The 24144-nt window shown below is 45.3% G+C and carries 19 protein-coding genes and 2 pseudogenes; 19 read left to right on the plus strand and 2 right to left on the minus strand.

All coding sequences use genetic code 11. The features are described 5' to 3' along the window. Positions 1 to 18 precede the first annotated feature (18 nt). From LC048_RS23885 to LC048_RS23915, 7 genes and pseudogenes are all read left to right on the plus strand, one after another. Positions 19 to 1149 (plus strand): acyl-CoA dehydrogenase, encoded by a 1131-nt coding sequence (locus LC048_RS23885; protein WP_226603153.1) that lies wholly within the window; start codon positions 19 to 21, stop codon positions 1147 to 1149. 1087 nt (positions 1150 to 2236) lie between these two features. Continuing rightward, positions 2237 to 3376 (plus strand): acyl-CoA dehydrogenase, encoded by a 1140-nt coding sequence (locus LC048_RS23890; protein ID WP_306048973.1) that lies wholly within the window; start codon positions 2237 to 2239, stop codon positions 3374 to 3376. Positions 3377 to 3394: 18 nt separating this feature from the next. Continuing rightward, positions 3395 to 4016, plus strand: a pseudogene (locus LC048_RS23895) (TetR/AcrR family transcriptional regulator). A gap of 35 nt (positions 4017 to 4051) precedes the next feature. Beyond that, on the plus strand, positions 4052 to 7312 hold the full coding sequence (icmF, locus tag LC048_RS23900) for a fused isobutyryl-CoA mutase/GTPase IcmF (RefSeq protein ID WP_306050598.1): 3261 nt from the start codon (positions 4052 to 4054) through the stop codon (positions 7310 to 7312). A gap of 339 nt (positions 7313 to 7651) precedes the next feature. Next, positions 7652 to 7858: a hypothetical protein gene (locus LC048_RS23905; RefSeq protein ID WP_226603147.1), complete on the plus strand. Its 207-nt coding sequence runs from the start codon at positions 7652 to 7654 to the stop codon at positions 7856 to 7858. Between the two features lie 108 nt (positions 7859 to 7966). Further along, positions 7967 to 8533 (plus strand): DNA-directed RNA polymerase subunit delta, encoded by a 567-nt coding sequence (rpoE, locus tag LC048_RS23910; RefSeq protein WP_371931961.1) that lies wholly within the window; start codon positions 7967 to 7969, stop codon positions 8531 to 8533. Between the two features lie 253 nt (positions 8534 to 8786). Beyond that, complete coding sequence (locus LC048_RS23915) at positions 8787 to 10388, plus strand: CTP synthase (protein ID WP_306048975.1); 1602 nt, start codon at positions 8787 to 8789, stop codon at positions 10386 to 10388. A 193-nt stretch (positions 10389 to 10581) separates the two neighbouring features. On the opposite strand, the gene LC048_RS23920 is transcribed toward LC048_RS23915, so the two are convergent. Then, positions 10582 to 11103 carry a DUF2529 domain-containing protein gene (locus LC048_RS23920; protein ID WP_306048977.1) on the minus strand — a complete coding sequence of 174 codons (522 nt, stop codon included), beginning with the start codon at positions 11101 to 11103 and terminating at the stop codon, positions 10582 to 10584. A gap of 199 nt (positions 11104 to 11302) precedes the next feature. Here LC048_RS23920 and LC048_RS23925 point away from each other — a divergent pair, with 199 nt between their 5' ends. The 12 genes and pseudogenes from LC048_RS23925 (at position 11303) to spoIIR (ending at position 23509) form a co-directional block, all read left to right on the plus strand. After that, the gene (locus LC048_RS23925; RefSeq protein ID WP_079506260.1) at positions 11303 to 11671 is read left to right on the plus strand and encodes a response regulator; all 369 of its coding nucleotides are present in this window, start codon (positions 11303 to 11305) and stop codon (positions 11669 to 11671) included. Positions 11672 to 11991: 320 nt separating this feature from the next. Then, positions 11992 to 12849 carry a class II fructose-bisphosphate aldolase gene (locus LC048_RS23930; RefSeq protein WP_214904471.1) on the plus strand — a complete coding sequence of 286 codons (858 nt, stop codon included), beginning with the start codon at positions 11992 to 11994 and terminating at the stop codon, positions 12847 to 12849. Positions 12850 to 12948: 99 nt separating this feature from the next. Continuing rightward, positions 12949 to 13596: a fructose-6-phosphate aldolase gene (gene fsa, locus LC048_RS23935; RefSeq protein ID WP_306048980.1), complete on the plus strand. Its 648-nt coding sequence runs from the start codon at positions 12949 to 12951 to the stop codon at positions 13594 to 13596. Between the two features lie 547 nt (positions 13597 to 14143). Next, the gene (locus LC048_RS23940; RefSeq protein WP_306048982.1) at positions 14144 to 15430 is read left to right on the plus strand and encodes a UDP-N-acetylglucosamine 1-carboxyvinyltransferase; all 1287 of its coding nucleotides are present in this window, start codon (positions 14144 to 14146) and stop codon (positions 15428 to 15430) included. Positions 15431 to 15674: 244 nt separating this feature from the next. Next, positions 15675 to 16637, plus strand: a complete 963-nt coding sequence (gene glpX / locus LC048_RS23945; RefSeq protein ID WP_226603133.1) for a class II fructose-bisphosphatase — start codon at positions 15675 to 15677, stop codon at positions 16635 to 16637. Positions 16638 to 16934: 297 nt separating this feature from the next. Beyond that, positions 16935 to 18200: pseudogene (gene rho, locus LC048_RS23950) on the plus strand (transcription termination factor Rho). A 143-nt stretch (positions 18201 to 18343) separates the two neighbouring features. Then, positions 18344 to 18553: a 50S ribosomal protein L31 gene (gene rpmE / locus LC048_RS23955; RefSeq protein WP_041964628.1), complete on the plus strand. Its 210-nt coding sequence runs from the start codon at positions 18344 to 18346 to the stop codon at positions 18551 to 18553. Positions 18554 to 18979: 426 nt separating this feature from the next. Beyond that, positions 18980 to 19603 (plus strand): thymidine kinase, encoded by a 624-nt coding sequence (locus LC048_RS23960; protein ID WP_226603119.1) that lies wholly within the window; start codon positions 18980 to 18982, stop codon positions 19601 to 19603. Between the two features lie 290 nt (positions 19604 to 19893). Beyond that, entirely contained in the window at positions 19894 to 20343 is a 450-nt protein-coding gene (locus LC048_RS23965) for a hypothetical protein (protein WP_226603107.1), read from the plus strand. 440 nt (positions 20344 to 20783) lie between these two features. Continuing rightward, on the plus strand, positions 20784 to 21860 hold the full coding sequence (gene prfA, locus LC048_RS23970) for a peptide chain release factor 1 (protein WP_306048985.1): 1077 nt from the start codon (positions 20784 to 20786) through the stop codon (positions 21858 to 21860). Next, entirely contained in the window at positions 21853 to 22752 is a 900-nt protein-coding gene (gene prmC, locus LC048_RS23975) for a peptide chain release factor N(5)-glutamine methyltransferase (protein WP_306048987.1), read from the plus strand. The genes prfA and prmC overlap by 8 nt, the downstream gene beginning before the upstream one ends. Before the next feature lie 61 nt (positions 22753 to 22813). Then, entirely contained in the window at positions 22814 to 23509 is a 696-nt protein-coding gene (gene spoIIR, locus LC048_RS23980; RefSeq protein ID WP_371932086.1) for a stage II sporulation protein R, read from the plus strand. Positions 23510 to 23790: 281 nt separating this feature from the next. On the opposite strand, the gene LC048_RS23985 is transcribed toward spoIIR, so the two are convergent. Next, complete coding sequence (locus tag LC048_RS23985) at positions 23791 to 24132, minus strand: cupin domain-containing protein (protein ID WP_226603101.1); 342 nt, start codon at positions 24130 to 24132, stop codon at positions 23791 to 23793. Between the last annotated feature and the right edge of the window lie 12 nt (positions 24133 to 24144).

Consider the following 24144-nt stretch of genomic DNA (forward strand, 5'->3'; position numbering starts at 1 on the left):
ACGTGGGGAGGGTTAAAAATGAATCTGAGATTTACAGAAGAGCAGGAAATGATGCGCAAAATGGTGCGAGATTTTGCACAAACCGAAATCGCTCCTTTTGTTGAAAAAATGGAAGATGGCGAGTTCCCGAGAGAGATTTTAAAGAAGATGGGCGAGCTTGGCCTGATGGGAATCCCGGTTCCTGAAGAGTATGGAGGATCGGAAATGGATTTCATTTCCTACATCATCGCGATCCATGAAATCTCCAAGGTCAGCGCTACGGTTGGTGTCATCCTGTCTGTCCATACTTCAGTCGGGACGAACCCGATCTTGTATTTTGGTACAGAAGAGCAAAAGAAGAAATATGTGCCTAAGCTGGCTGCAGGCGAATATCTCGGCGCATTTTGTCTGACAGAACCAAGTGCCGGATCGGATGCTGCAAGCCTGAAAACGCGGGCGGCCAAGAAAGATGGACATTATGTGTTGAACGGCTCGAAGGTGTTCATCACGAACGGCGGCGAAGCAGATGTGTATATTGTTTTTGCTTCTACTAATCCTGAAGCTGGTACGAAAGGCGTTTCCGCTTTTATCGTCGAAAAAGACACACCGGGCTTCATCGTCGGCAAGGATGAGCACAAAATGGGACTTTACGGCTCTCGCACGGTCCAGCTGACATTTGAAGACATGAAGGTGCCAGAAGAAAACCTGCTTGGCCAGGAAGGCGAAGGGTTCAAAATTGCGATGAGCAACCTTGACTCCGGACGCATCGGTATTGCCGCTCAGGCACTTGGGATTGCAGAAGCTGCTTTGGAAGCGGCGACTGATTATGCAAAAGAAAGAGTCCAGTTCGGCAAGCCAATTGCTGCCCAGCAAGGAGTCGGCTTCAAGCTCGCTGACATGGCAACATCCGTCGAAGCTGCAAAACTATTAATCTATCGCGCTGCCCAGCTGCGCTCAGAAGGACAAAAGTGCGGAATCGAAGCCTCGATGGCAAAACTTTTCACATCACGCACAGCAGTAGAAGTCACAACCGAAGCCATCCAGGTATTCGGCGGTTACGGTTATACAAAAGACTACCCAGTCGAACGCTACTTCCGCGACGCCAAAGTAACCGAAATTTACGAAGGCACAAGCGAGATACAGAAGATTGTTATTAGTAAGCAATTGTAAGCTGCTGGTATTATGACAGGTTTGGCTGAGGAAGCCGGAAAGCTGTCAAGAAAACCCGGTAATTATGACAGGTTAGACAGTGAAAGGCGAAAAGCTGTCAGGAAAAGCCCGGAATTATGACAGATTAGGCAGTGGAAGGCGGAAAGCTGTCAAGAAAAGCGCGAAATCGTGACAGGTTAGGCAGTGGAAGGCGGAAAGCTGTCAAGAAAAGCGCGGAATCGTGACAGGTTAGGCAGTGGAAGTAGAAAAGCTGTCAGGAAAAGCCCGGAATTATGACAGGTTAGGCAGTGGAAGGCGGAAAGTTGTCAAGAAAAGCGCGAAATCGTGACAGGTTAGACAGTGGAAGCCGGAAAGCTGTCAAGAAAAGCGCGAAATCGTGACAGGTTGGGGTGTGGAAGCCGGAAAGCTGTCAAGAAAAGCGCGAAATCGTGACAGGTTAGACAGTGGAAGCCGGAAAGTTGTCAAGAAACCCCGGTAATTATGACAGGTTAGACAGTGAAAGGCGAAAAGCTGTCAGGAAAAGCCCGGAATTATGACAGGTTAGACAGTGAAAGCCGGAAAGCTGTCAAGAAAAGCTCGTAATTGTGACAGATTAGGCAGTGGAAGCCGGAAAGTTGTCAAGAAAAGCGCGAAATCGTGACAGGTTAGACAGTGAAAGCCGGAAAGCTGTCAAGAAAAGCTCGTAATTGTGACAGGTTGGGGTGTGGAAGCCGGAAAGCTGTCAAGAAAAGCGCGAAATCGTGACAGGTTAGACAGTGAAAGCCGGAAAGCTGTCAAGAAAAGCTCGTAATTGTGACAGATTAGGCAGTGGAAGCCGGAAAGTTGTCAAGAAAAGCGCGAAATCGTGACAGGTTAGGCAGTGGAAGTAGAAAAGCTGTCAAGAAAAGCGCGAAATCGTGACAGGTTAGGCAGTGGAAGTAGAAAAGCTGTCAAGAAAAGCTCGTAATTGTGACAGGTTTGCGTGTGAAAGCAAAAGAGCTGTCATAAAAATTTGATATATAACCAGGTTGGATCACGAAATAGAGTCAATAGACTCCCGAAACAGCAGATAACTCAATTCAAATAAACAGTAACGGAGGAAACAAAAATGAATTTTCGATTATCCGAAGAACATGAAATGATTCGAAAAATGGTCCGAGATTTTGCGAGAAATGAAGTGGCTCCCACTGCTGCTGAGCGTGATGAAGAGGAACGCTTTGACCGTGAGATTTTTGACAAAATGGCGGAGCTTGGACTAACTGGTATTCCATGGACTGAAGAGTATGGCGGAATTGGCTCTGACTATCTGGCATATTGCATCGCAGTTGAAGAGCTGTCCCGTGTTTGTGCATCCACCGGCGTTATGCTTTCAGCACACACATCACTTGCTGGCTGGCCGATCTTCAAGTTCGGAAACGAGGAGCAAAAGCAAAAATACTTGCGCCCGATGGCTGAAGGAAAAAGTATCGGCGCATACGGCCTGACTGAGCCGGGCAGCGGTTCGGATGCAGGTGCAATGAGGACGACCGCTAAAGAAGATGGCGATCATTATGTACTGAACGGCTCTAAAATCTTTATTACAAACGGCGGCGTTGCGGATATTTATGTAGTGTTTGCGTTGACCGACCCAACGAGCAAGCATAAAGGAACAACTGCGTTCATCGTCGAAAGCGACTTTGCAGGATTCTCCGTCGGCAAGAAGGAGAAAAAGCTCGGCATCCGTTCATCTCCAACAACGGAAATCATTTTTGAAGATTGCCGTGTGCCAAAGGAAAATATCCTTGGTGAAGTTGGCGAAGGCTTCAAAATCGCGATGATGACACTCGATGGCGGCCGCAATGGTATCGCTGCCCAGGCGGTGGGAATCGCACAAGGCGCGCTTGATGCAGCAGTCGATTATGCGAAAGAACGTCAGCAATTCGGCAAGCCAATCGCGGCGAATCAGGGAATCGGCTTCAAGCTTGCAGACATGGCTACTTCTGTTGAAGCTTCTAGACTTTTAACCTATCAGGCTGCATGGCTTGAATCGGAAGGGCTTCCTTACGGCAAGGAATCTGCAATGTCCAAATTGTTCGCCGGCGACACGGCAATGAAGGTCACGACTGAAGCTGTACAGGTATTCGGCGGCTACGGATACACGAAGGATTATCCGGTTGAACGCTTCATGCGCGACGCGAAAATCACGCAAATCTATGAAGGAACACAGGAAATCCAGCGTCTTGTCATTTCCAGGATGCTGACGAAATAACAAGGCGGGTAGATGTTGATGAAAAAGCGAGAAGTGCAGGCGTCGGTAAAAGATGAGCGACTTGTGAAAAAAAAGGCGCGACCAGATGATTAAAGGGGCCGTTACCCTTTTCAAGCAGAAGGGCTTCCACCGCACGACGACCAGAGAGATTGCCCGGGCTTCAGGCTTTAGCATCGGCACCCTTTATGAATATATCCGAACGAAAGAAGATGTTCTGTATCTTGTCTGTGACAGCATTTATGACGAGGTTCGCAATCGCCTTCAAGAAAATCTCAACACCGATCAGGGTACGCTTGAGAGCCTGAAGGTAGGGATTGCGAATTACTTCAAGGTCATGGACGACCTTCAGGACGAAGTGCTTGTTATGTATCAGGAGGTAAAGTCGCTGACAAAGGATGCCCTTCCTTACGTACTGAAAAAAGAGATTGAAATGGTGGGGATGTTTGAGGAAGTCATCCAGCGCTGCGTCGAAAATGGCGAGCTTGACCTGGATGAGAAGCACGTCAAAATCATTGCCCATGATATTTTCGTCCAGGGGCAGATGTGGGGATTCCGTCGCTGGGCGCTGCAAAAACTGTATACACTCGAAGAGTATACGGAGCTTCAGACAGAATTGCTTTTTAAGGGGATCAAGGGGTAGGAAATGAAATTAGGAACAGGGGGAACAAAATGAGTATGCAGGAAACATATAAGCCAAAGAACCATATTCGCTTTGTGACAGCTTCAAGCTTGTTTGACGGCCATGATGCCTCAATCAATATCATGCGCAGGATTATCCAGGCAATGGGTGGCGAGGTCATCCACCTTGGGCATAACCGCTCCGTTGAGGAGGTTGTCAATGCCGCTATCCAGGAGGATGCACAGGGAATTGCGATTTCATCCTATCAGGGCGGACACGTTGAGTATTTTAAGTATATGTATGATCTTTTAAAGGAAAAGGGCGCTTCCCATATCCGCATTTACGGCGGTGGCGGCGGTGTCATCATTCCTCGGGAAATAAAAGAGCTTCAGGAATACGGAATTGCGAGGATTTTTTCTCCGGAAGACGGCAGGAAGTATGGCCTTAACGGCATGATTGAGCAAATGGTCAAGGAATGTGATTTCCCGACCGTCACTCCAGAAGGCGTTGAGGAGATCGAGAAGCTTGAGGCTGGAGACCCGAATGCAGTTGCCAAGCTGATTACGCTTGCCGAGCAGCATGTCGGTTCAGAAAAAGAAACAGCAGCAGCTGTTGAAACATTGATGGAAAAAGTAAAGACAATGACAAAATCCGTTCCTGTCGTGGGTATCACAGGTACAGGCGGAGCAGGAAAAAGCTCTTTGACGGATGAATTGATCAGAAGATTCATCAATGAAATCCCTGAAAAGCGGGTAGCGATTTTATCAGTCGACCCTACTAAACAGAAAACGGGCGGCGCGCTTCTAGGTGACCGTATCCGGATGAACGCGATCTTCTCTCCACGCGTTTACATGCGAAGCCTAGCGACAAGACAATCCAGGTCAGAATTATCGCTGGCAATTAAGGATGCAATCGACGTGGTAAAAGCAGCGGGCTTTGACCTGGTCATCGTCGAAACGAGCGGGATCGGACAGGGCAATGCCGGGATCACCGATGTGTGCGATGTTTCGATGTACGTGATGACGAGCGAATTTGGAGCACCATCACAGCTTGAAAAAATTGACATGATTGATTATGCGGATTTGATTGTCATCAATAAATTTGAGCGCAAAGGGTCTGAGGACGCTAAGCGCCAGGTGCAGAAGCAGTATCAGCGCAGCCACCTTCTTTGGGAAAAAGAGCTGGACCAGATGCCTGTGTATGGCACAATCGCCAGCCAGTTCAATGACCCGGGGACGAACGCTCTATTTGCGGCATTAGTCAATAAGATCAATGAAAAAGCAGGGACCGATTGGACGACACCTTTCTCTACAAATGCAGTAGTTGAAAAACAGAATGTCATCATCCCCAATGACCGCCGTTATTACCTGCGTGAGATTTCCGAGACGGTTCGCGGTTATCATAAGCATGCTGCAGAGCAGGCAGAACTTGCGCGCAGACTGTTCCAGATTGAAGGTACAATCGAGGCGGTAAAAGAAAGTGGAAGTAACAGCAAAGTGCTATCTTCTCTACAGATGCTGAAGGAAGAAGCGGAGAAAAAGCTGACGCCAGAATCAAAATATATCATTGAAAACTGGGAGGCGTTAAAGGAAAAGTACAGCGCTGACCAGTTCGTGACAAAGATTCGCGATAAGGAAATCGTCACTGAGCTAAGGACGAAGAGCCTGTCAGGTTTGAGCATCCCTAAAGTGGCATTGCCAAAGTACAAGGATTACGGCGAGATTTTGCGCTGGGTATACCTTGAGAACGTACCAGGAAGCTTCCCGTATACAGCGGGCGTATTCCCGTTCAAACGCGAAGGTGAGGATCCAAAGCGCCAGTTCGCTGGTGAAGGTACACCTGAACGGACGAACCGCCGCTTCCATTACCTTTCAAAGGATGATTCAGCAAAACGTCTAAGTACAGCATTTGATTCCGTGACTTTATACGGTGAGGATCCTGATTACCGTCCAGATATTTACGGTAAGGTCGGCGAAAGTGGTGTCAGCGTTTGTTCACTTGATGACATGAAAAAGCTTTATGCAGGATTTGACCTTTGCCATCCATCAACATCCGTGTCGATGACAATCAACGGACCGGCACCGATCATCCTGGCAATGTTCATGAACACAGCAATTGAACAACAGGTAGAAAAGAAAGAACAAGAGCTCGGCCGCAAGCTGAATGACGAAGAGTTTGCGCAAGTGAAGGAAATGACGCTCCAGACAGTTCGCGGAACGGTGCAGGCAGATATTTTAAAAGAAGACCAGGGACAAAATACTTGTATCTTCTCTACTGAATTCGCACTCAGAATGATGGGAGACATCCAGCAGTATTTTATCGATGAGAAGGTCCGGAACTATTATTCTGTATCTATTTCTGGCTATCATATTGCCGAAGCAGGAGCGAACCCGATTTCCCAGCTGGCCTTCACGCTGTCAAATGGCTTCACGTATGTTGAATACTATTTAAGCAGAGGCATGAACATAGATGACTTTGCACCGAACCTGAGCTTCTTCTTCTCAAACGGACTTGATCCTGAGTATTCAGTGATTGGCCGCGTTGCCCGCCGCATCTGGGCGACAGTGATGAAGAACAAATACGGCGCAAATGAGCGAAGCCAGAAGCTGAAGTATCATATCCAGACATCCGGTCGTTCCCTTCATGCACAAGAAATCGACTTCAATGATATCCGAACGACGCTTCAAGCTTTGATGGCATTGCATGATAACTGCAACTCGCTTCATACAAATGCTTATGACGAAGCAATTACAACCCCGACGGAAGAATCTGTCCGCCGCGCGATGACCATCCAGATGATCATCACGAAGGAGCATGGTTTGACGAAGAACGAGAATCCGCTCCAAGGTGCATTTATCATCGAAGAGTTGACAGATTTAGTAGAAGAAGCTGTCCTTCAGGAATTTGAACGGATCAATGACCGAGGCGGTGTGCTTGGTGCGATGGAAACACAGTATCAGCGCGGAAAAATCCAGGATGAGTCGATGTTCTACGAAATGAAGAAGCATTCAGGAGAGCTGCCGATCATCGGTGTGAACACCTACCTGAATCCAAACCCGCCATCCGAGGAAGAAATTGACAAGATGGAGCTTGCCCGAGCAACGAAAGAAGAAAAAGAAACTCAGATTCTTAACCTTGAATCCTTCAAAGGCAAAAACAAGGATCAATCCGAAGAAGCGCTTGATCGCTTAAAGGAGACAGCAGTCAGCGGAGGCAATATTTTTGCAGAGCTGATGGAAACTGTAAAATATGCAAGCCTTGGTCAAATTACCAGGGCGCTCTACGAAGTTGGCGGCCAGTTCCGCAGGAATATGTAGGATATCAATTTTTTCATAATTGAAGTAGGTATAGTTTAAAATCAAAAGCGCTGGTGTATAAAGATAGGACGTGGCATTAGAGCTTTTGCAATCGATCTGGATTTGGCAAGGTGGCTTGTAGGAAAACTATAAGCCATCTTGCATTTTGTTATGCTCTTTTCGTAAACTAGCATTAACACATGAATAGCTCCAGCAGCTTCTATAAAAAAGAGCACGAATATAAGATGAGATTTGGTGAGAAAAGCAACTTTTAAAGAATTTTTCATATCTTTTACCAAATAATCTTATATAATCTAGATATCAGCTAATACATACGACCTACTTCAGGATGTGAATTTTGTGAGATCGGTGTTATTAACGGCAGGGGCTGTTATGGCAGCTGCAGCCATGTATTATCTTTACCAGCGACAGCTTGGAGCGATATCTTTTTTCATTCTTTCGATTGTTTTCTTTTTCCTGGCTTTCGTCCAACTTAAAAAGAGAAAAAGGACTGGCAGCAGGAAAGCGGATAACGAAACCGAAAAAAGGCGAGAAAAGGACAGATAAAACTGGCATAAAGGTTTAGAATTTGTTTATAATGTAGAATATGCATTCTGGGATAATTTCCTTGTTTTCGGACGCAGGGCCGGGTAAGGCCTGGAATAGAGAAAGGAAGTGCGAAAATTGAGTTTAAATCAATACTCAAAAGAAGAGCTTCAAGAAATGTCAATGATTGAAGTTGCCTTTGAAATTTTAAAAGAGAAAAAGCAGGCTGTAACATTTCAAGACCTTATGGCGGAGATCAAGAAGGTCATGAAATTGGACGAGGCCGAAGTAACTGAAAAAATGGTTCAGTTCTATACAGATATAAACATAGATGGACGTTTCATGTCCCAGGGGGAAGGCCGCTGGGGACTGCGCGTTTGGTATCCAGTTGACCAAATCGAAGAAGACAATGTCACGACAGTGAAGCCAAAGAAGAAGAAAGCGAAGAAAGCTGTCGATGAGGATGACCTTGACCTTGACGAATTCGATGAAATCGATGAGGAAGATTTGGACTTCGATGATGACATCGAGGAGTTTGATGAAGATGACGATGATGATCTCGATGATGACGATGATGATGAAGACTTCGATGAGGATCTTGAAGACACTGATGATTTCGACGACGATGATGAGTTGTTAGAAGACGAAGAAGGTCCACTCGAAGAAGAAGATGAGGAAGAGGACGAAGAACTGTAATTAACAGCTTGACTTTTATTTTGACCGGCTGTAGAATACTTTTTGGGCTCCTTAAAAAAGGACGATTATGTAAAACAGTTACTAAACGCTCCCCATACTCTGTATGCGGGGCGTTTTTTTTATTTTGTGCAGATTGTTGAAAACCCCCGGTTATATTGGCTTGCGGGCCAAATGAAAAGGTTAAAAATTTTATTAATAAATCAATTAAACAGGTACATATTGTACAAACTGTTTGATGAGGGGGATTACACAAATGGCAAAGTATATTTTTGTAACAGGCGGCGTAGTTTCGTCTTTAGGTAAAGGGATCACAGCAGCATCTCTTGGAAGATTGCTGAAGAACAGGGGCATGAATGTTACGATCCAGAAATTCGATCCATACATCAACGTGGACCCTGGGACAATGAGCCCTTACCAGCACGGTGAAGTATTCGTTACAGATGATGGTGCTGAAACGGATCTGGACCTTGACCACTACGAGCGTTTCATCGATATTAACTTGAACAAATACTCAAACGTGACGACAGGAAAAATCTACTCGACTGTCCTGAAAAAAGAACGCCGCGGTGACTACCTGGGCGGAACTGTACAGGTTATTCCGCATATTACGAATGAAATCAAAGACCGAGTTTTCCGTGCCGGCAAAGAAACAGGAGCTGACGTTGTCATCACAGAAATCGGCGGAACAGTAGGGGACATCGAATCCCTGCCATTCCTCGAAGCAATCCGCCAGATCAAGAATGATGTTGGCCGCGACAATGTGATGTACGTCCACTGTACATTGGTTCCTTATATAAAGGCAGCTGGTGAAATGAAGACGAAGCCAACTCAGCACAGCGTAAAAGAACTTCGCAGCCTCGGTATCCAGCCAAACATCATTGTTCTTCGTACAGAAATGCCGATTTCGCAGGACATGAAAGACAAGATTGCTCTTTTCTGTGACATCGATAAGGAAGCAGTAATCGAAGCGGCAGATGCGGATACATTATATTCAATCCCTCTTGCCTTGCAGGACCAGAAGATGGATCAGCTTGTATGCGATCACTTCAAGCTGGATTGCGGCGAAGCGGACATGACAGAATGGAATGCACTAGTTGAAAAAGTTACGCATCTTTCAGGTAAAACAAGAATTGCTCTTGTTGGTAAATATGTTGAACTTCAAGACGCTTATATTTCAGTAGTTGAATCATTGAAGCACGCTGGTTACGCATTTGACAGTGATATTGAAATCAAGTGGGTCAACTCTGAGGAAGTTACAGAAGAAAATGTTGTTGAATTGCTGAATGACGTAGACGGAATCCTCGTTCCAGGCGGATTCGGGGACCGTGGTATTGAAGGGAAAATCCTTGCGACCAAATATGCTCGCGAGAACAAAGTGCCGTTCTTCGGTATTTGCCTCGGCATGCAGCTCGCATCTGTTGAATTCGCACGTCACGTACTTGGCTTGAAGGATGCACACTCAGCAGAAATTATGCCAAGCACGCCGTACCCAATCATCGACCTTCTGCCAGAACAGAAGGATATCGAAGATTTAGGCGGAACACTTCGTCTTGGATTATATCCTTGTAAGCTTGGTGAAGATACAAAAGCTTTCGCAGCATACAATGACGATTTGATCTATGAACGCCACCGCCACCGCTATGAATTCAACAATGAATACCGCCAGGCGATGGAAAAAGAAGGATTCATTTTCTCTGGGACAAGCCCGGATGGCCGTTTAGTTGAAATCATCGAACTGAAGGACCACCCATGGTTCCTTGCATCCCAGTTCCATCCAGAATTCACATCAAGACCAACACGCCCGCAGCCATTGTTCAGAGACTTTATTGAAGCATCCATCAAGTCAAATAAGTAACAAGCGGAGAAATAGCAAAAAGCCGGTGGGAAATCACCGGCTTTTTTGCATTTATGGATCAACTGGCCGTATTTTTCCGCTTTATGCCAGTTAACGTCAATATAATACCAGTTGGATCGGTTTTAATACCAGTTAGCGTCAACATAATGCCAGTTTAATTCGTGTTAATACCAGTTGTGCCAAGCCCCCGCTATTAGTACTCCTCTAAAATTTCCTGTATTGTGAATTTCAATCCAAAGTAAATATATAATGCGACGATGGATGTAGGGTAGCCGACTCTGTTGCCCAGTTCATCAGGCAGGAGTCCTTTTTTTACTTTTAAATCGATGTGCACATCAGCCATAGTGTCCAGGCCGGTGTTTTCATTTTCACCGCGGACAGTGGAGATGACCACGAAAGGAATCCCTTTTTCCAGCAAATTGCGTGCTGCTTTGACAGCCTCTTCGTCGTCGGCATATCGGCTAACAAGCAATACTCGATCGGCAGCCTCGAGCTCGACGTTCTCTGTTAAAATTGCCGCAGATTGCAACGGTTCCTCTCCATAAATCGCTTCAAGGGCTACAGCCTGCATCTCCTTCGTACCTAAAATATATACAGTTCCTTCACCAGCTGCAGCCTGTGCAAGCAGGCGAGCTCCGTCCTCAATCGAAAATTCTTCTTTCTCCTGAAGCCTGTTGAACAAACCTGTCAGCTGTGTCGAAAACATTTTTAACATAACAGCACCTCCGTTTTTGCCAATACTGATTATAAAGTACTACAATGGAAATGAAAAAGCATCTGTCGAAAAATAAGTTTGAAAATATGGGAGGAATTTCAAGCTTTTTAACGAATTGTGTAAATGGGGATAAGACGAACGATTTTCCTGGACAAACACATTTATCAATATACTACATTTATTAGGGGGAAGAGGCGGCATGAAAGAAAAAATACTAATTGTAGACGACCAGTTTGGCATCAGAATTCTACTTAATGAAGTGCTGCAAAAAGAAGGTTATCAAACGTATCAAGCTGCAAATGGCGTCCAGGCCCTGGATCTCGTTAAAAAGCATCCACCAGATCTAGTACTTCTAGACATGAAGATCCCTGGTATGGATGGAATTGAAATTTTAAAAAGAATGAAGGTAATCGATCCTGATATCCGCGTCATCATCATGACCGCTTACGGCGAGCTTGATATGATCCAGGAAGCTATGGACCTCGGTGCACTGACCCATTTTGCAAAACCATTCGATATTGATGACATCCGTGCGGCAGTTAAAAAATATTCGCAAACCGTTTCTTAATTTAAAAAACAGATTACATAGAAATGTCCTCTCGAATTTTCGGAGGGCATTTCCTTTTAAAAAGCAAGGATAAAACAAGTTTACAGACTAGTAAAATTATTGGTAACGTTTGCTTTATAGCATTTTTATGACACTTGCAAAAACATGGCTTGAACAATGGTAATTCTGATTTTCTTTTGGTATGATACTTATGAATTCCACAGGATCATTCGTTTTGATGAATGCCTTCTCGGGTACATAATCAAAAGCAGAGAAGGAAAACCTTTAAAATGGTAGCATTGTCAAAATGAAAATTGATCATATCGAAGGAGGAAAAAAATATGCCTTTAGTTTCAATGACGGAAATGCTGAAAAAAGCGAATGCGGAAGGCTACGCTGTTGGGCAATTTAACTTAAATAACCTTGAATTTACTCAAGCGATCCTTCAAGCTGCAGAAGCTGAGAAATCACCAGTTATCCTTGGTGTTTCCGAAGGTGCTGCACGTTACATGGGCGGCTTCAAAACAGTAGTGAAAATGGTAGAAGGATTGATGGAGGACTACAAAACAACAGTTCCTGTCGCAATCCACTTAGACCATGGTTCAAGCTTCGATAAGTGTAAAGAAGCAATCGATGCAGGTTTCACATCTGTCATGATCGATGCTTCACACGGTCCTTTCGAAGAGAACGTAGAAATCACTTCAAAAGTGGTAGAATACGCTCATTCAAAAGGTGTTTCTGTTGAAGCAGAATTAGGAGTAGTTGGCGGCCAGGAAGATGATGTCGTTGCTGATGGCGTTATCTATGCTGACCCTAAAGAGTGTGAAGAACTAGTTCAACGCACTGGAATCGACTGCCTTGCTCCAGCTCTTGGATCTGTTCACGGCCCTTACAAAGGCGAACCGAACCTTGGCTTCAAAGAAATGGAAGAAATCAACAAGACTGCAGGCGTACCATTAGTATTGCACGGCGGAACTGGAATCCCTACAAAAGACATCCAGAAGTCCATCTCTTTCGGTACAGCTAAAATCAACGTTAACACAGAAAACCAAATTGCATCTGCAAAAGCAGTTCGTGAAACTCTTGCTGCGAAGCCGGAAGAGTATGACCCACGTAAATATCTTGGACCAGCTCGCGATGCAATCAAGGAAACGGTAATCGGCAAAATGCGCGAATTTGGTTCTTCTAACAAAGCGTAATAACAATAAAATTCTGTTATAATAAAACCGCCTTACATCAAGGCGGTTTTTGTCCATTTATCCTTGTTTGAAAATTATGTCGACTGGAGGCGTTTACAAATGAAGTTTTTTATCGATACTGCAAATATGGAAGAAATTCGCGAGGCCTATACACTGGGGATTTTATCAGGGGTTACAACGAATCCTTCACTAGTAGCAAAAGAAAAGAATGTAAAGTTTGAAGACCGCTTAAAGGAAATCACTGAATTAGTTCCAGGCTCTGTCAGTGCAGAAGTCATCGCACTAGATGCAGAAGGTATGATCAAAGAGGGGAAAGAACTAGCTGCAATCGCTCCAAACATCACGATCAAAGTGCCAATGACCCCAGAAGGTTTGAAGGCCGTTTCTGTATTTTCAAAAGAGGGAATCAAAACGAACGTAACCCTTGTTTTCAGCGCAAATCAAGCATTGCTGGCAGCAAGAGCGGGCGCTACATATGTATCTCCATTCCTTGGCCGCCTGGATGACATCGACCATAACGGACTCGACTTGATTTCAACGATTGCCGAAATCTTCACCATCCACGGAATCGACACAGAAATCATCGCCGCATCCATCCGCCATCCACAGCACGTAACAGATGCAGCACTAAGAGGAGCACACATCTCAACCGTACCATACAAAGTCATCCAGCAAATGTTCAACCACCCGCTGACCGACAAAGGAATCGAAGCATTTTTGAAAGACTGGGAGTCTCGCGGACAATAATTTTTCCTTTTTAAAAAGGCGGGAAAGCAAAATAATGAATTAAGTCCAGTTGATTGGAGTGGAAGGCGCGCAGACTCCTCCGAAAATGCTAACGCATATCCATCGTGCGTGGGCGAAATCGAAGAAGTCTATTCAAAGTCCTGCGGGCTCAGCTCCAGCCCCGCGGAAAGCGAAGCGCCTGGAACGGAAATCAACGACCGATTTCGGAGAGTCATTTATTTAAAATGGTGGGTTTTAAGATTTCAGACACTCAGCCGAAAGTGGAGATTAACAATTGATTTGCACAGAGATGGTCTCGGCCAGCCGAAACCATTTTTCATTAGGAACTTTTACCCAATTTAATCTTTTTTGCATTTTATTACATGAAATTGGGAATATCGTGTAAACTAAAGGAATAGAAAACTCCCGGAATCTAAGTGTTTTTAATGGAAAAATATTCCTGTTGATTTCGGTAATTAAATCTAAGTAGAGCCTATATCGGTCTTAGCTGTAAATGTTTTATCTCCAGCTTGACCTTAATACATCACGGCTTAGAAGGGAGTCAAAAATGGAAAAGCTTAAGATTGCAGGCGGCTATCCTTTAAAAGGGACTGTTCGGGTCAGCGGTGCGAAAAACAGCGCAGTGACCTTGATCCCAGCAACGATTTTAGCAGAATCGCCTGTGACCATTGAAGGTTTGCCGGATATTTCCGATGTTCATATGCTCAAGGACTTGATGGAGGAGATCGGCGGTTCTGTTGAATTCTCGAACAATGAAATGACGGTAGATCCGTCTTCCATGATTTCCATGCCTTTGCCGAATGGAAAAGTGAAAAAGCTGCGAGCTTCATACTATTTGATGGGAGCTATGCTGGGCCGTTTCAAAAAGGCTGTCATCGGACTTCCGGGCGGCTGCCATTTGGGTCCATGGCCGATTGACCAGCATATAAAAGGATTCGAGGCGCTTGGTGCAAGCGTGACTAACGAACAGGGCGCGATTTACCTGCGTGCCGACGAGCTTCGCGGTGCAAGAATTTATCTTGACGTCGTTAGCGTTGGGGCAACAATTAACATCATGCTTGCTGCTGTCCGTGCAAAAGGGCGCACAATCATTGAAAATGCCGCAAAAGAGCCGGAAATCATTGATGTCGCCACTTTGCTTACCAATATGGGTGCGAAGATTAAAGGGGCAGGTACGGATGTCATCCGTATCGATGGTGTCGACGAGCTTCACGGATGCCGCCACACGATCATTCCTGACCGCATTGAAGCTGGGACATACCTGATTCTTGGAGCTGCCATTGGAGACGGAGTGACAATCGATAATGTCATCCCACAGCATATTGAATCGCTTGTGGCCAAGCTGAAGGAAATGGGCGCTAAAATTGAAGCCAGTGACGAGCAAATATATGTTGCGCCGTCTGAACAGTATAAAGCAGTCGATATTAAGACGCTTGTCTACCCTGGTTTCCCGACGGATTTGCAGCAGCCATTCACTGCACTTTTAACAAGAGCGGAAGGCTCAAGTGTCGTAACAGATACGATTTATGGCGCGCGCTTTAAGCATATTGATGAACTGAGAAGAATGAATGCCAACATCAAGGTCGAAGGCAGATCGGCGATTATTAGCGGTCCTGTCAAGCTGCAGGGAGCTAAGGTTAAGGCAAGTGACCTCCGCGCAGGAGCTGCACTTGTCATTGCTGGACTGATGGCGGAAGGTGTCACCGAAATTACTGGTGTCGACCATATTGACCGCGGTTACAGCCATATCGTTGAAAAGCTAAATGGACTCGGTGCCACAATTTGGCGTGAAGATATGACATCTGAAGAGCAAGAAGAAGTGAAAAAATCATAAAAAGTATAGTACAATAGAGCTGTACAATACAAATAGTGGTGCTAATGCTTATTTTTAAACAAAAAAGTATAACCTATTTAACTTTTAAGCCGCCAACTATGGCGGCATGAAAGTTTTGCTTCCTAAGTAGTTTCCGGATACACAATCAGCTAACGAGGAGAAAGTTGATTTATGTAAAAGGCTTCTTTGAAAGGGACGCATTTTCGGTAGGCATTAGCATCTTTCATGATTAGGGGATGATCATATGGAACGTAGCTTAACGATGGAGCTTGTCCGCGTGACAGAAGCGGCTGCGCTTGCTTCAGCCCGCTGGATGGGACGCGGTAAAAAGGATGAAGCTGACGATGCTGCAACGTCGGCAATGAGAGATGTGTTTGACACCATTCCGATGAAAGGCACAGTCGTAATCGGCGAAGGGGAAATGGACGAAGCACCGATGCTGTATATCGGTGAGAAGCTCGGGACAGGCTATGGCCCGCGTTTGGATGTTGCTGTCGACCCATTGGAAGGGACGAACATTGTAGCGTCAGGCGGCTGGAATGCTCTTGCAGTTCTTGCGGTGGCAGATAACGGAAACCTTCTTCACGCACCTGACATGTACATGGACAAACTTGCTGTCGGACCTGAAGCGGTAGGCATGGTCGATATCAATGCTTCCGTTCTTGATAATCTGAAGGCCGTGGCAAAAGCGAAGAACAAGGATATTGAAGATGTAGTGGCAACGGTATTGAATCGCCCGCGCCATGAACATATCATTGCCCAGCTTCGTGATGCCGGTGCAAGGATCAAATTGATCAATGACGGAGATGTAGCAGGCGCAATCAACACGGCGTTTGATACGACAGGCGTCGATATCCTGTTCGGTTCAGGCGGAGCACCTGAGGGAGTGATCGCAGCGGTAGCGCTGAAAAGCCTTGGCGGTGAAATCCAGGGTAAATTGCTTCCGCAAAATGATGCAGAGCTCGAGCGCTGCATAAAAATGGGCATCGATGTCAATAAGGTCCTCCTCATGGAAGATTTTGTCCGCGGCGATGATGCGATTTTCGCTGCCACAGGCGTAACTGATGGCGAGCTGCTAAAAGGAGTCCAGTTCAAAGGCTCTTACGGCTCAACCCATTCTGTCGTCATGCGCGCAAAATCAGGCACAGTCCGCTTCATTGAAGGGCAGCACAGCCTAAAGAAAAAGCCGCATCTGGTAATGAAATAATAATTTTTTAATAAAATTGAGTGCAAACCCTTACAAACAGACTCCCTTTACCGCATTCTGCAGGTAAAGGGAGTTAATAAATAAAAAGATTGATTATTTTTCCCATTTAAGGGTAAAATGAAAATTGTTTTAATAAACTAGTTGATTTAGATTAGACACAAACCAGTTGTATACCTTCATTAATTCCTTCTTACAACCTTCAAAGGTAACTCATTTCTTCTTTTTCCATCCATACGCTGATATTCTTAATACATTTTTTATGGGGGAAATCGAAATATTTTAAGGCGTGGTGACATTATGGAAGTTAATATTTCAAGCTTAGAAAATATGAAATTGAAAGAGCTTTATGAACTCGCAAAAGAGTATAAAGTCTCTTACTACAGCAAATTATCGAAAAAAGAACTTATTTTTGCTATTTTAAAAGCGCGTGCGGAACAGCAGGGCTATTTTTTCATGGAAGGTGTCCTGGAAATCATCCAGTCTGAAGGCTTTGGATTCCTGCGCCCGATTAACTACTCGCCAAGCTCTGAGGATATTTATATCTCAGCTTCACAAATCCGCCGTTTTGATTTAAGGAACGGGGATAAAGTTTCGGGTAAAGTGCGTCCTCCTAAAGAGAACGAGCGTTATTTCGGCTTGCTTCAGGTAGAGGCAGTCAATGGTGATGACCCAGAATCGGCGAAGGAAAGGGTTCACTTCCCGGGTTTGACGCCATTATATCCTGACCGCATGATGAAACTGGAGACAACTCATAAACATGTATCAACAAGGATCATGGATGTTATCGCTCCTGTCGGTTTTGGTCAGCGCGGCTTGATTGTCGCACCGCCTAAGGCTGGTAAGACCATGCTTTTAAAAGAAATCGCAAACAGCATCACAACGAATCATCCTGAGGCTGAGCTGATTGTCCTGCTGATCGATGAACGTCCGGAAGAAGTAACAGATATCGAACGGTCCGTGGCTGGCGATGTTGTCAGCTCCACTTTTGATGAAGTGCCTGAAAACCACATTAAGGTAGCTGAGCTTGTGCTTGAGCGTGCGATGCGTCTTGTTGAACACAAACGTGATGTCGTCATCCTGATGGACAGCATCACTCGTCTGGCTCGTGCGTATAACCTTGTCATCCCGCCAAGCGGACGTACTTTGTCAGGTGGTATTGACCCGGCGGCATTCCACCGTCCGAAGCGCTTTTTCGGTGCTGCCCGTAATATTGAAGAAGGCGGCAGCTTGACGATTCTTGCGACTGCGCTTGTTGATACAGGCTCACGTATGGATGATGTCATCTATGAAGAGTTCAAGGGAACCGGAAACATGGAACTTCACCTTGACCGTTCACTTGCAGAAAGAAGGATCTTCCCTGCAATCGACATTCTGGAACTCGTAAAGAAGAACTTCTTATTCCGAAAGACCATCTGGACAAGCTGTGGGCAATCCGTAAATCGATGTCCGATTCTCCAGACTTCGCGGAAAAATTCCTGCGTAAGCTAAGACTCTCCCAAGTCAAATGAAGACTTCTTCGCTGTTCTTGGCGAGGAAATGAAGGGGAATAACAAGCGATCTTAATTCCAAATTATGGTCGTAAAAACTAACTTGAAATATATAGATGGACTTGTTATAATGAGTGCAGTGTGTTTTTCCAATAACGGTTTAACCGTTGATTATAACTCTGTTTCGGATATGATTCAGGGCGGAAGGAGATGAAAAGAATGAAATCAGGAATTCATCCAAACTACAAAACAGTTAAGGTGACTTGCGCATGCGGAAACGAATTCGAAACTGGTTCTGTTAAGAACGAGATTCGCGTTGAAACTTGCTCTGAGTGCCACCCATTCTATACTGGACGTCAGAAGTTTGCTGAAGCTGGCGGACGTGTTGACCGCTTCAACAAGAAATACGGTCTTAAAAACAACCAGTAATATAAGAAACGATAAAACAGGCAAGAAGCTTTGTGACTTGCCTGTTTTTTATTTTGCATTTTTCGGGATTTTGGTTCGAATTATGGAATACAAACAGATAAAATTTAATTTTATGAACTTTATTTTTGTGTCTGGATTCAGCGCCTTTTTTTGTTATAATGGAAAAAGCTGAAAAAAAGTGTCGAACTTTTAACCAGGCTTTTTTCGTACCTTTATGGCATGAAGAAGCCGTAAAATTACGAAAACAGCTTATTTAGTGCAAGATAACATTTTTATTGTCCAGCTCCAGCGCCTAGCCCTTCGAGTCGCTTCGGTCCGCTCGATGAAGTCAAAGAACGACTTCACCGTTCGGCCATCAAGCGCTTGTCATGGCTGACCAATGCGCTTGCGCTTCCAAATTTACGAGCGAGGAAGGAGAGGCTGACCATGTACGTTATGAAACAAAGCGGTTGGATTGAATTGATCTGCGGCAGCATGTTTTCCGGTAAATCCGAAGAACTGATCCGCCGAGTGCGCAGAACTCAATTCGCCAAGCAAAAAATTGCTGTATTCAAACCCGCGATTGATAACCGCTACAGCGAAGAATCGGTTGTATCACACAACGGAACTGCAGTTACTGCAAAGCCTATTGCCAACTCTATTGATATTTTTAAGCATATCAACCCTGAAATCGATGTCATTGCCATCGATGAAGTGCAATTTTTTGACAATGAAATCCTGCAGGTGATCCAGCATCTTGCAGACAGCGGCTACCGCGTAATCGTTGCCGGACTTGACCAAGATTTCCGCGGCGAGCCATTCGGACAGATGCCTGCATTGATGGCCGTTGCCGAAAATGTGACCAAGCTTCAAGCTGTATGTGCAGTATGTGGATCGCCATCTAGCCGGACACAGCGTTTGATCAACGGCAAGCCAGCCTCTTATGATGATCCAATCATTCTCGTTGGCGCCTCCGAATCGTACGAACCACGATGCAGACACCATCATGAAGTTCCTAAATCACCAAACGAGCTGAAGATCAAGAACACGACGACGGAAAGCTTAACATAGAAGGTGGAATCCTCCCGGGTGCGGGGGGATTTTTTGTTATTTGCGGGCTTGTATTTACCTAATATTGGATGAAAGTGCAATTACTACACTTTACTGTGCAATTCATACTCTTTTATGTGCAATTAATGGTTTTATCGTGCAATTATGACTCTTTTCCGTGCAATTATAGTCATTGAGTAAGAGAATAATTTTTCCAATTGCCGTTTTTCCCTTAAAATAGGTGACTTTAGAGCTCCTAGATGCATTTCAGCAACTTTTTGGGGCAATCTAACAGCGGGAGGTGCCATAATTTGAAAAAATTACTCATGTTGTTTGTGCTTGCGATGATTATGGTTTCAGGTTGTGTCCAGGATAATACAGAATCAGTCTATGACAAGAATGAAGATCATGCTGGAGTAGACCTGAACAGGGATGATGACGGGGTCCGCGAAGGAGATGGACCGAATTTCACAAGGGACCAGGATGAGGGCATGACGATGACCGATCAGAATCCCAATTTGCTGAATACCGATAACGAAAACCATTATAGTTTTTCCCAGGATGTCCAAAAAGCGAAGGACGTCATTTCTGATGCAGGCTATGACCCGGGTTCCATCTGGATTAACGGCGGCGAAATGAACGTGACCGCACAGCTTGAAGGGCGCGTAACCAGAAAAGATCGTGAAAACGCTCAAAAGATACTGCAGAAAAAGCTGACAAGAGCTTTGCCGCGCTATGATATTAACGTTGATATTGAATAAAGTTGTGAAGCTTCACAGCATGCTCGTAAATTGGGCATGCTTTTTCTGATGCCTGAAGTTGGACAGTCGCCTCCGCATTTCGACTTGTCTAGTATCGGTCCCTAGAAACTCCGAAATTTCAACTCCGCCGGCGAAGCAAAAAGCGCTTCTTTGTCGGAGTCTCCAGTTTTTGCGTTTCTGGGCAGTCCGCTATAATTTTTCGGTTTCGGTCCGCTCAGGTGAAGTCAAAGAGCGACTTCCTGGTCAGCCCTCCAGCGCTTGCCGGGGCTGGACAAGGCGCTTGCGCTTTTCTATTCACAATGGCTTTGACTGAGTGTGCCACCTATACTATAATTAGAATGTTATGCTATGTTGAACTATCGGACCTGGTGCGGAAATACACAGGCAAGAATAAATGTATAAACTAATTTTCAAGGCTATAAAAATAGAGGTGAATGTCCGTGTTTGATCGTCTTCAATCAGTTGAGGATCGTTATGAAAGATTGAATGAGTTATTGAGTGACCCGGAAGTTGTCAATGATTCCAAGAAGCTCCGCGAGTATTCAAAAGAGCAGTCTGACATCCAGGAAACAGTCATGGCTTACCGTGAGTACAAGGAAGTTAAAGAGCAGCTGACAGATGCGAAAGCCATGCTCGAGGAAAAGCTCGATGCAGACATGCGTGAGATGGTAAAGGAAGAAATCTCCGAGCTCGAACCACAAATCGAGGAGCTTGAAGCTCGCATCAAGATTCTTCTTATCCCTAAAGACCCTAATGATGACAAAAACGTTATCATGGAAATCCGTGGCGCTGCTGGCGGCGATGAAGCTGCTTTATTTGCCGGTGACCTTTACAGGATGTACAGCCGTTATGCTGAATCACAGGGATGGAAAACGGAAGTCATCGATGCCAGCACGACTGGCGTGGGCGGCTTTAAAGAAATCATCTTCATGATCAATGGCAATGGCGCTTATTCTAAAATGAAGTTCGAAAACGGTGCCCACCGAGTACAACGTGTTCCGGAAACGGAATCAGGCGGCCGTATCCATACTTCAACTGCTACGGTTGCATGTCTTCCTGAAGCGGAAGAAGTGGAAATTGAGCTGCACGATAAAGACATCCGTTTTGATGCCTTTGCATCAAGCGGCGCCGGTGGACAGTCTGTTAACACGACAATGTCAGCAGCTGTACGTCTGACACATATACCAACTGGAATCGTTGTATCGTGCCAGGATGAAAAATCACAGCACAAGAACAAAGACAAGGCGATGAAGGTACTTCGTGCCCGTGTCTATGACAAATTCCAGCAGGAAGCACAGGCGGAGTATGACCAGGTTCGTAAATCTGCTGTAGGTACAGGGGACCGCTCCGAGCGCATCCGTACGTACAACTTCCCGCAAAATCGCGTGACCGACCACCGCATCGGCCTGACGATCCAGAAGCTTGACCAGATCCTTCAGGGCAAGATGGATGAAATCATCGAAGCGCTTATTATGGAAGACCAGTCTCAAAGACTTGAGAGTGCGAACAATGACTAATGTGAAAATATTTGAAGCCCTCAATTGGGCTTCTTCTTTTTTAAAAGAACATAATCGCGAGGAGTTCGCCGGTGAACTTTTGCTCCGGCACTATTCCGGATTGTCCCGTACGTCGATGCTTGCGATGATGCGCGACGAACTTGATGGAGAAGTGTGGGCCGCATTTCAGGATGCTGTAAAAAGGCATGCAGCTGGCGAACCGATTCAATATATCATGGGCAGCGAGGAGTTTTACGGCCGCTCCTTCAATGTAAATGAGCATGTGCTGATTCCCCGGCCGGAGACGGAGGAGCTTGTTCATGGAACGCTTCAGCGTTTGGATAGACTTTTTCCGGAGAATGGTCAAATTGACCTTGTCGATGTCGGCACCGGTTGCGGAGCAATTTCGGTTACCTTAAAGCTGGAAAAACCAGAAATGAAGGTAACAGCGGTTGATCTTTCAAAAGACGCCCTCCAGGTTGCCCGGGAAAATGCAAGTCAGCTGAGTGCAGAGATTGAATTTTTACACGGAGATCTCCTGCAGCCGCTCATTTTACAAGGCAAAAAAGTACATGCTGTCATCTCGAATCCTCCATATATTCCGGTTTCGGACCAGGAATGGATGTCAGACATTGTGACAGAACACGAGCCTCATATGGCGCTTTTTGCAGGCGAAGACGGACTGGACCTGTATCGCCGTTTCATGGACGAACTCCCGCTGGTATTGAAGGAGAAAGCCTTGGTCGGCTTTGAAATCGGCGCTGGCCAGGGTGAGGCAGTACGTGCGCTTCTGGAAAAAACCTTCCCGCATGCCAGGGTAGAGGTTGTCTTTGATATAAATGGCAAGGACCGGATGGTGTTTGCGGAAATGGACTCCCTAAAAAAAGGAGTCCGTTTTTTTCAAAATTACTAGTTTAAGAATCTATCAATCTGTCCACACTGTGACTAGTGAAGGGACGGTGCGAAAGATGATGATGAAAAAATCAGCCGCTATTTTATACATATTCTTATTATGTGCAGGGACTATTCTAAGTTTATATATTCCAAAAAATGAAGTGACCGCGAAGGAAGCGATGGTCATCCCGAATGAGGCGATTCGCCTGAGGATCCTCGCTGACAGTGATCTGGAAAAGGATCAGAATATCAAACGTCTGATCCGCGACGAAGTGAACAAAGAAATCACGAACTGGGTTCAGGAGCTGACTTCGATTGAAGAAGCGAGGAACGTCATCAAATCCAAGCTGCCAGAAATCCAGGCAATCGCTGAAGAAGTTATCGCAGCTGAAGGGTCAAATCATCCTGTAAAAACTGAGTTTGATAAAGTGCAGTTTCCTACTAAATTATATGGGCAGCTGCTCTACCCGGCAGGTGAGTACGAAGCAATCTTGATCACGATTGGTGAAGGCGAAGGCGCGAACTGGTGGTGCGTCCTGTATCCGCCACTATGCTTCCTTGACTTCTCGAATGGCGAAGCAACAAGCGAAGGCTTCGACGAAAACGATGACAAAGGCGCTGTAAAAGCTGACGCTGAAGACGAGTCAGCCGATATCAAGCTTGATGACGAAAAACAAAGCAAAAAAGGTAAAAAAACAGTATATGAAGGCGGCGAAGAAGAAGAAGTTGAGGTAGCCTTCTTCCTCGTCGAGATTTGGAACAGGATTTTCGGATAAAATAAGCCCCTGCGCAGGTTGCAGGGGCTTATTTTGAGCTTGAAAAGGCCAGGGTATCGACCAGATGATGATATTTTGTTTGCGTATAAAATTATTTCGATCACATTTGTGGATATTTCGACCACATTTTGAATTAATTTGGCGGATTTTTAGCTATTTCGACCACATTTTGAATTTTTTCGACCACATTATCGAATAATTCGACCAAGTGATGATATTCCGCTCATGTTTGAGCTTCTATCGAGACGTTTGCCAATAATTCCGATAACACTTGCTACTCTTTAAATGTTCTGCGCAAATCTCTCATCCGGAATCTTGTTGAGCATCACATAAAGTGTGACTGGCTCTGACCCTGTGTTCTTATAGGCAAGCTCTTCTGTTCCGCTCACGTGGACGGTTTCGTTTGCTGCAGCTACTACGGCTTCACCGTCAATCGTGAAAGTGCCTTCGCCCTGCAAAGTTAGGATAAAAACTTCTGTTCCTGGATGTGTGTGCTTTGGCAGCTCTTGTTCTGGCATGAAGTTCAACAAGAACACGGTGCTTTCGCCTTTTTTAAAAACGATCCTCTTTGTAAAACGTTCTTCGCTAAATTCTTGGTATTGTTTTAATGTCTGTCTTTCCATTATGAAATGCCC

Origin of the sequence: Mesobacillus subterraneus, from assembly GCF_020524355.2 — a bacterium.
GTDB classification, from domain to species: domain Bacteria; phylum Bacillota; class Bacilli; order Bacillales; family Cytobacillaceae; genus Mesobacillus; species Mesobacillus subterraneus_C.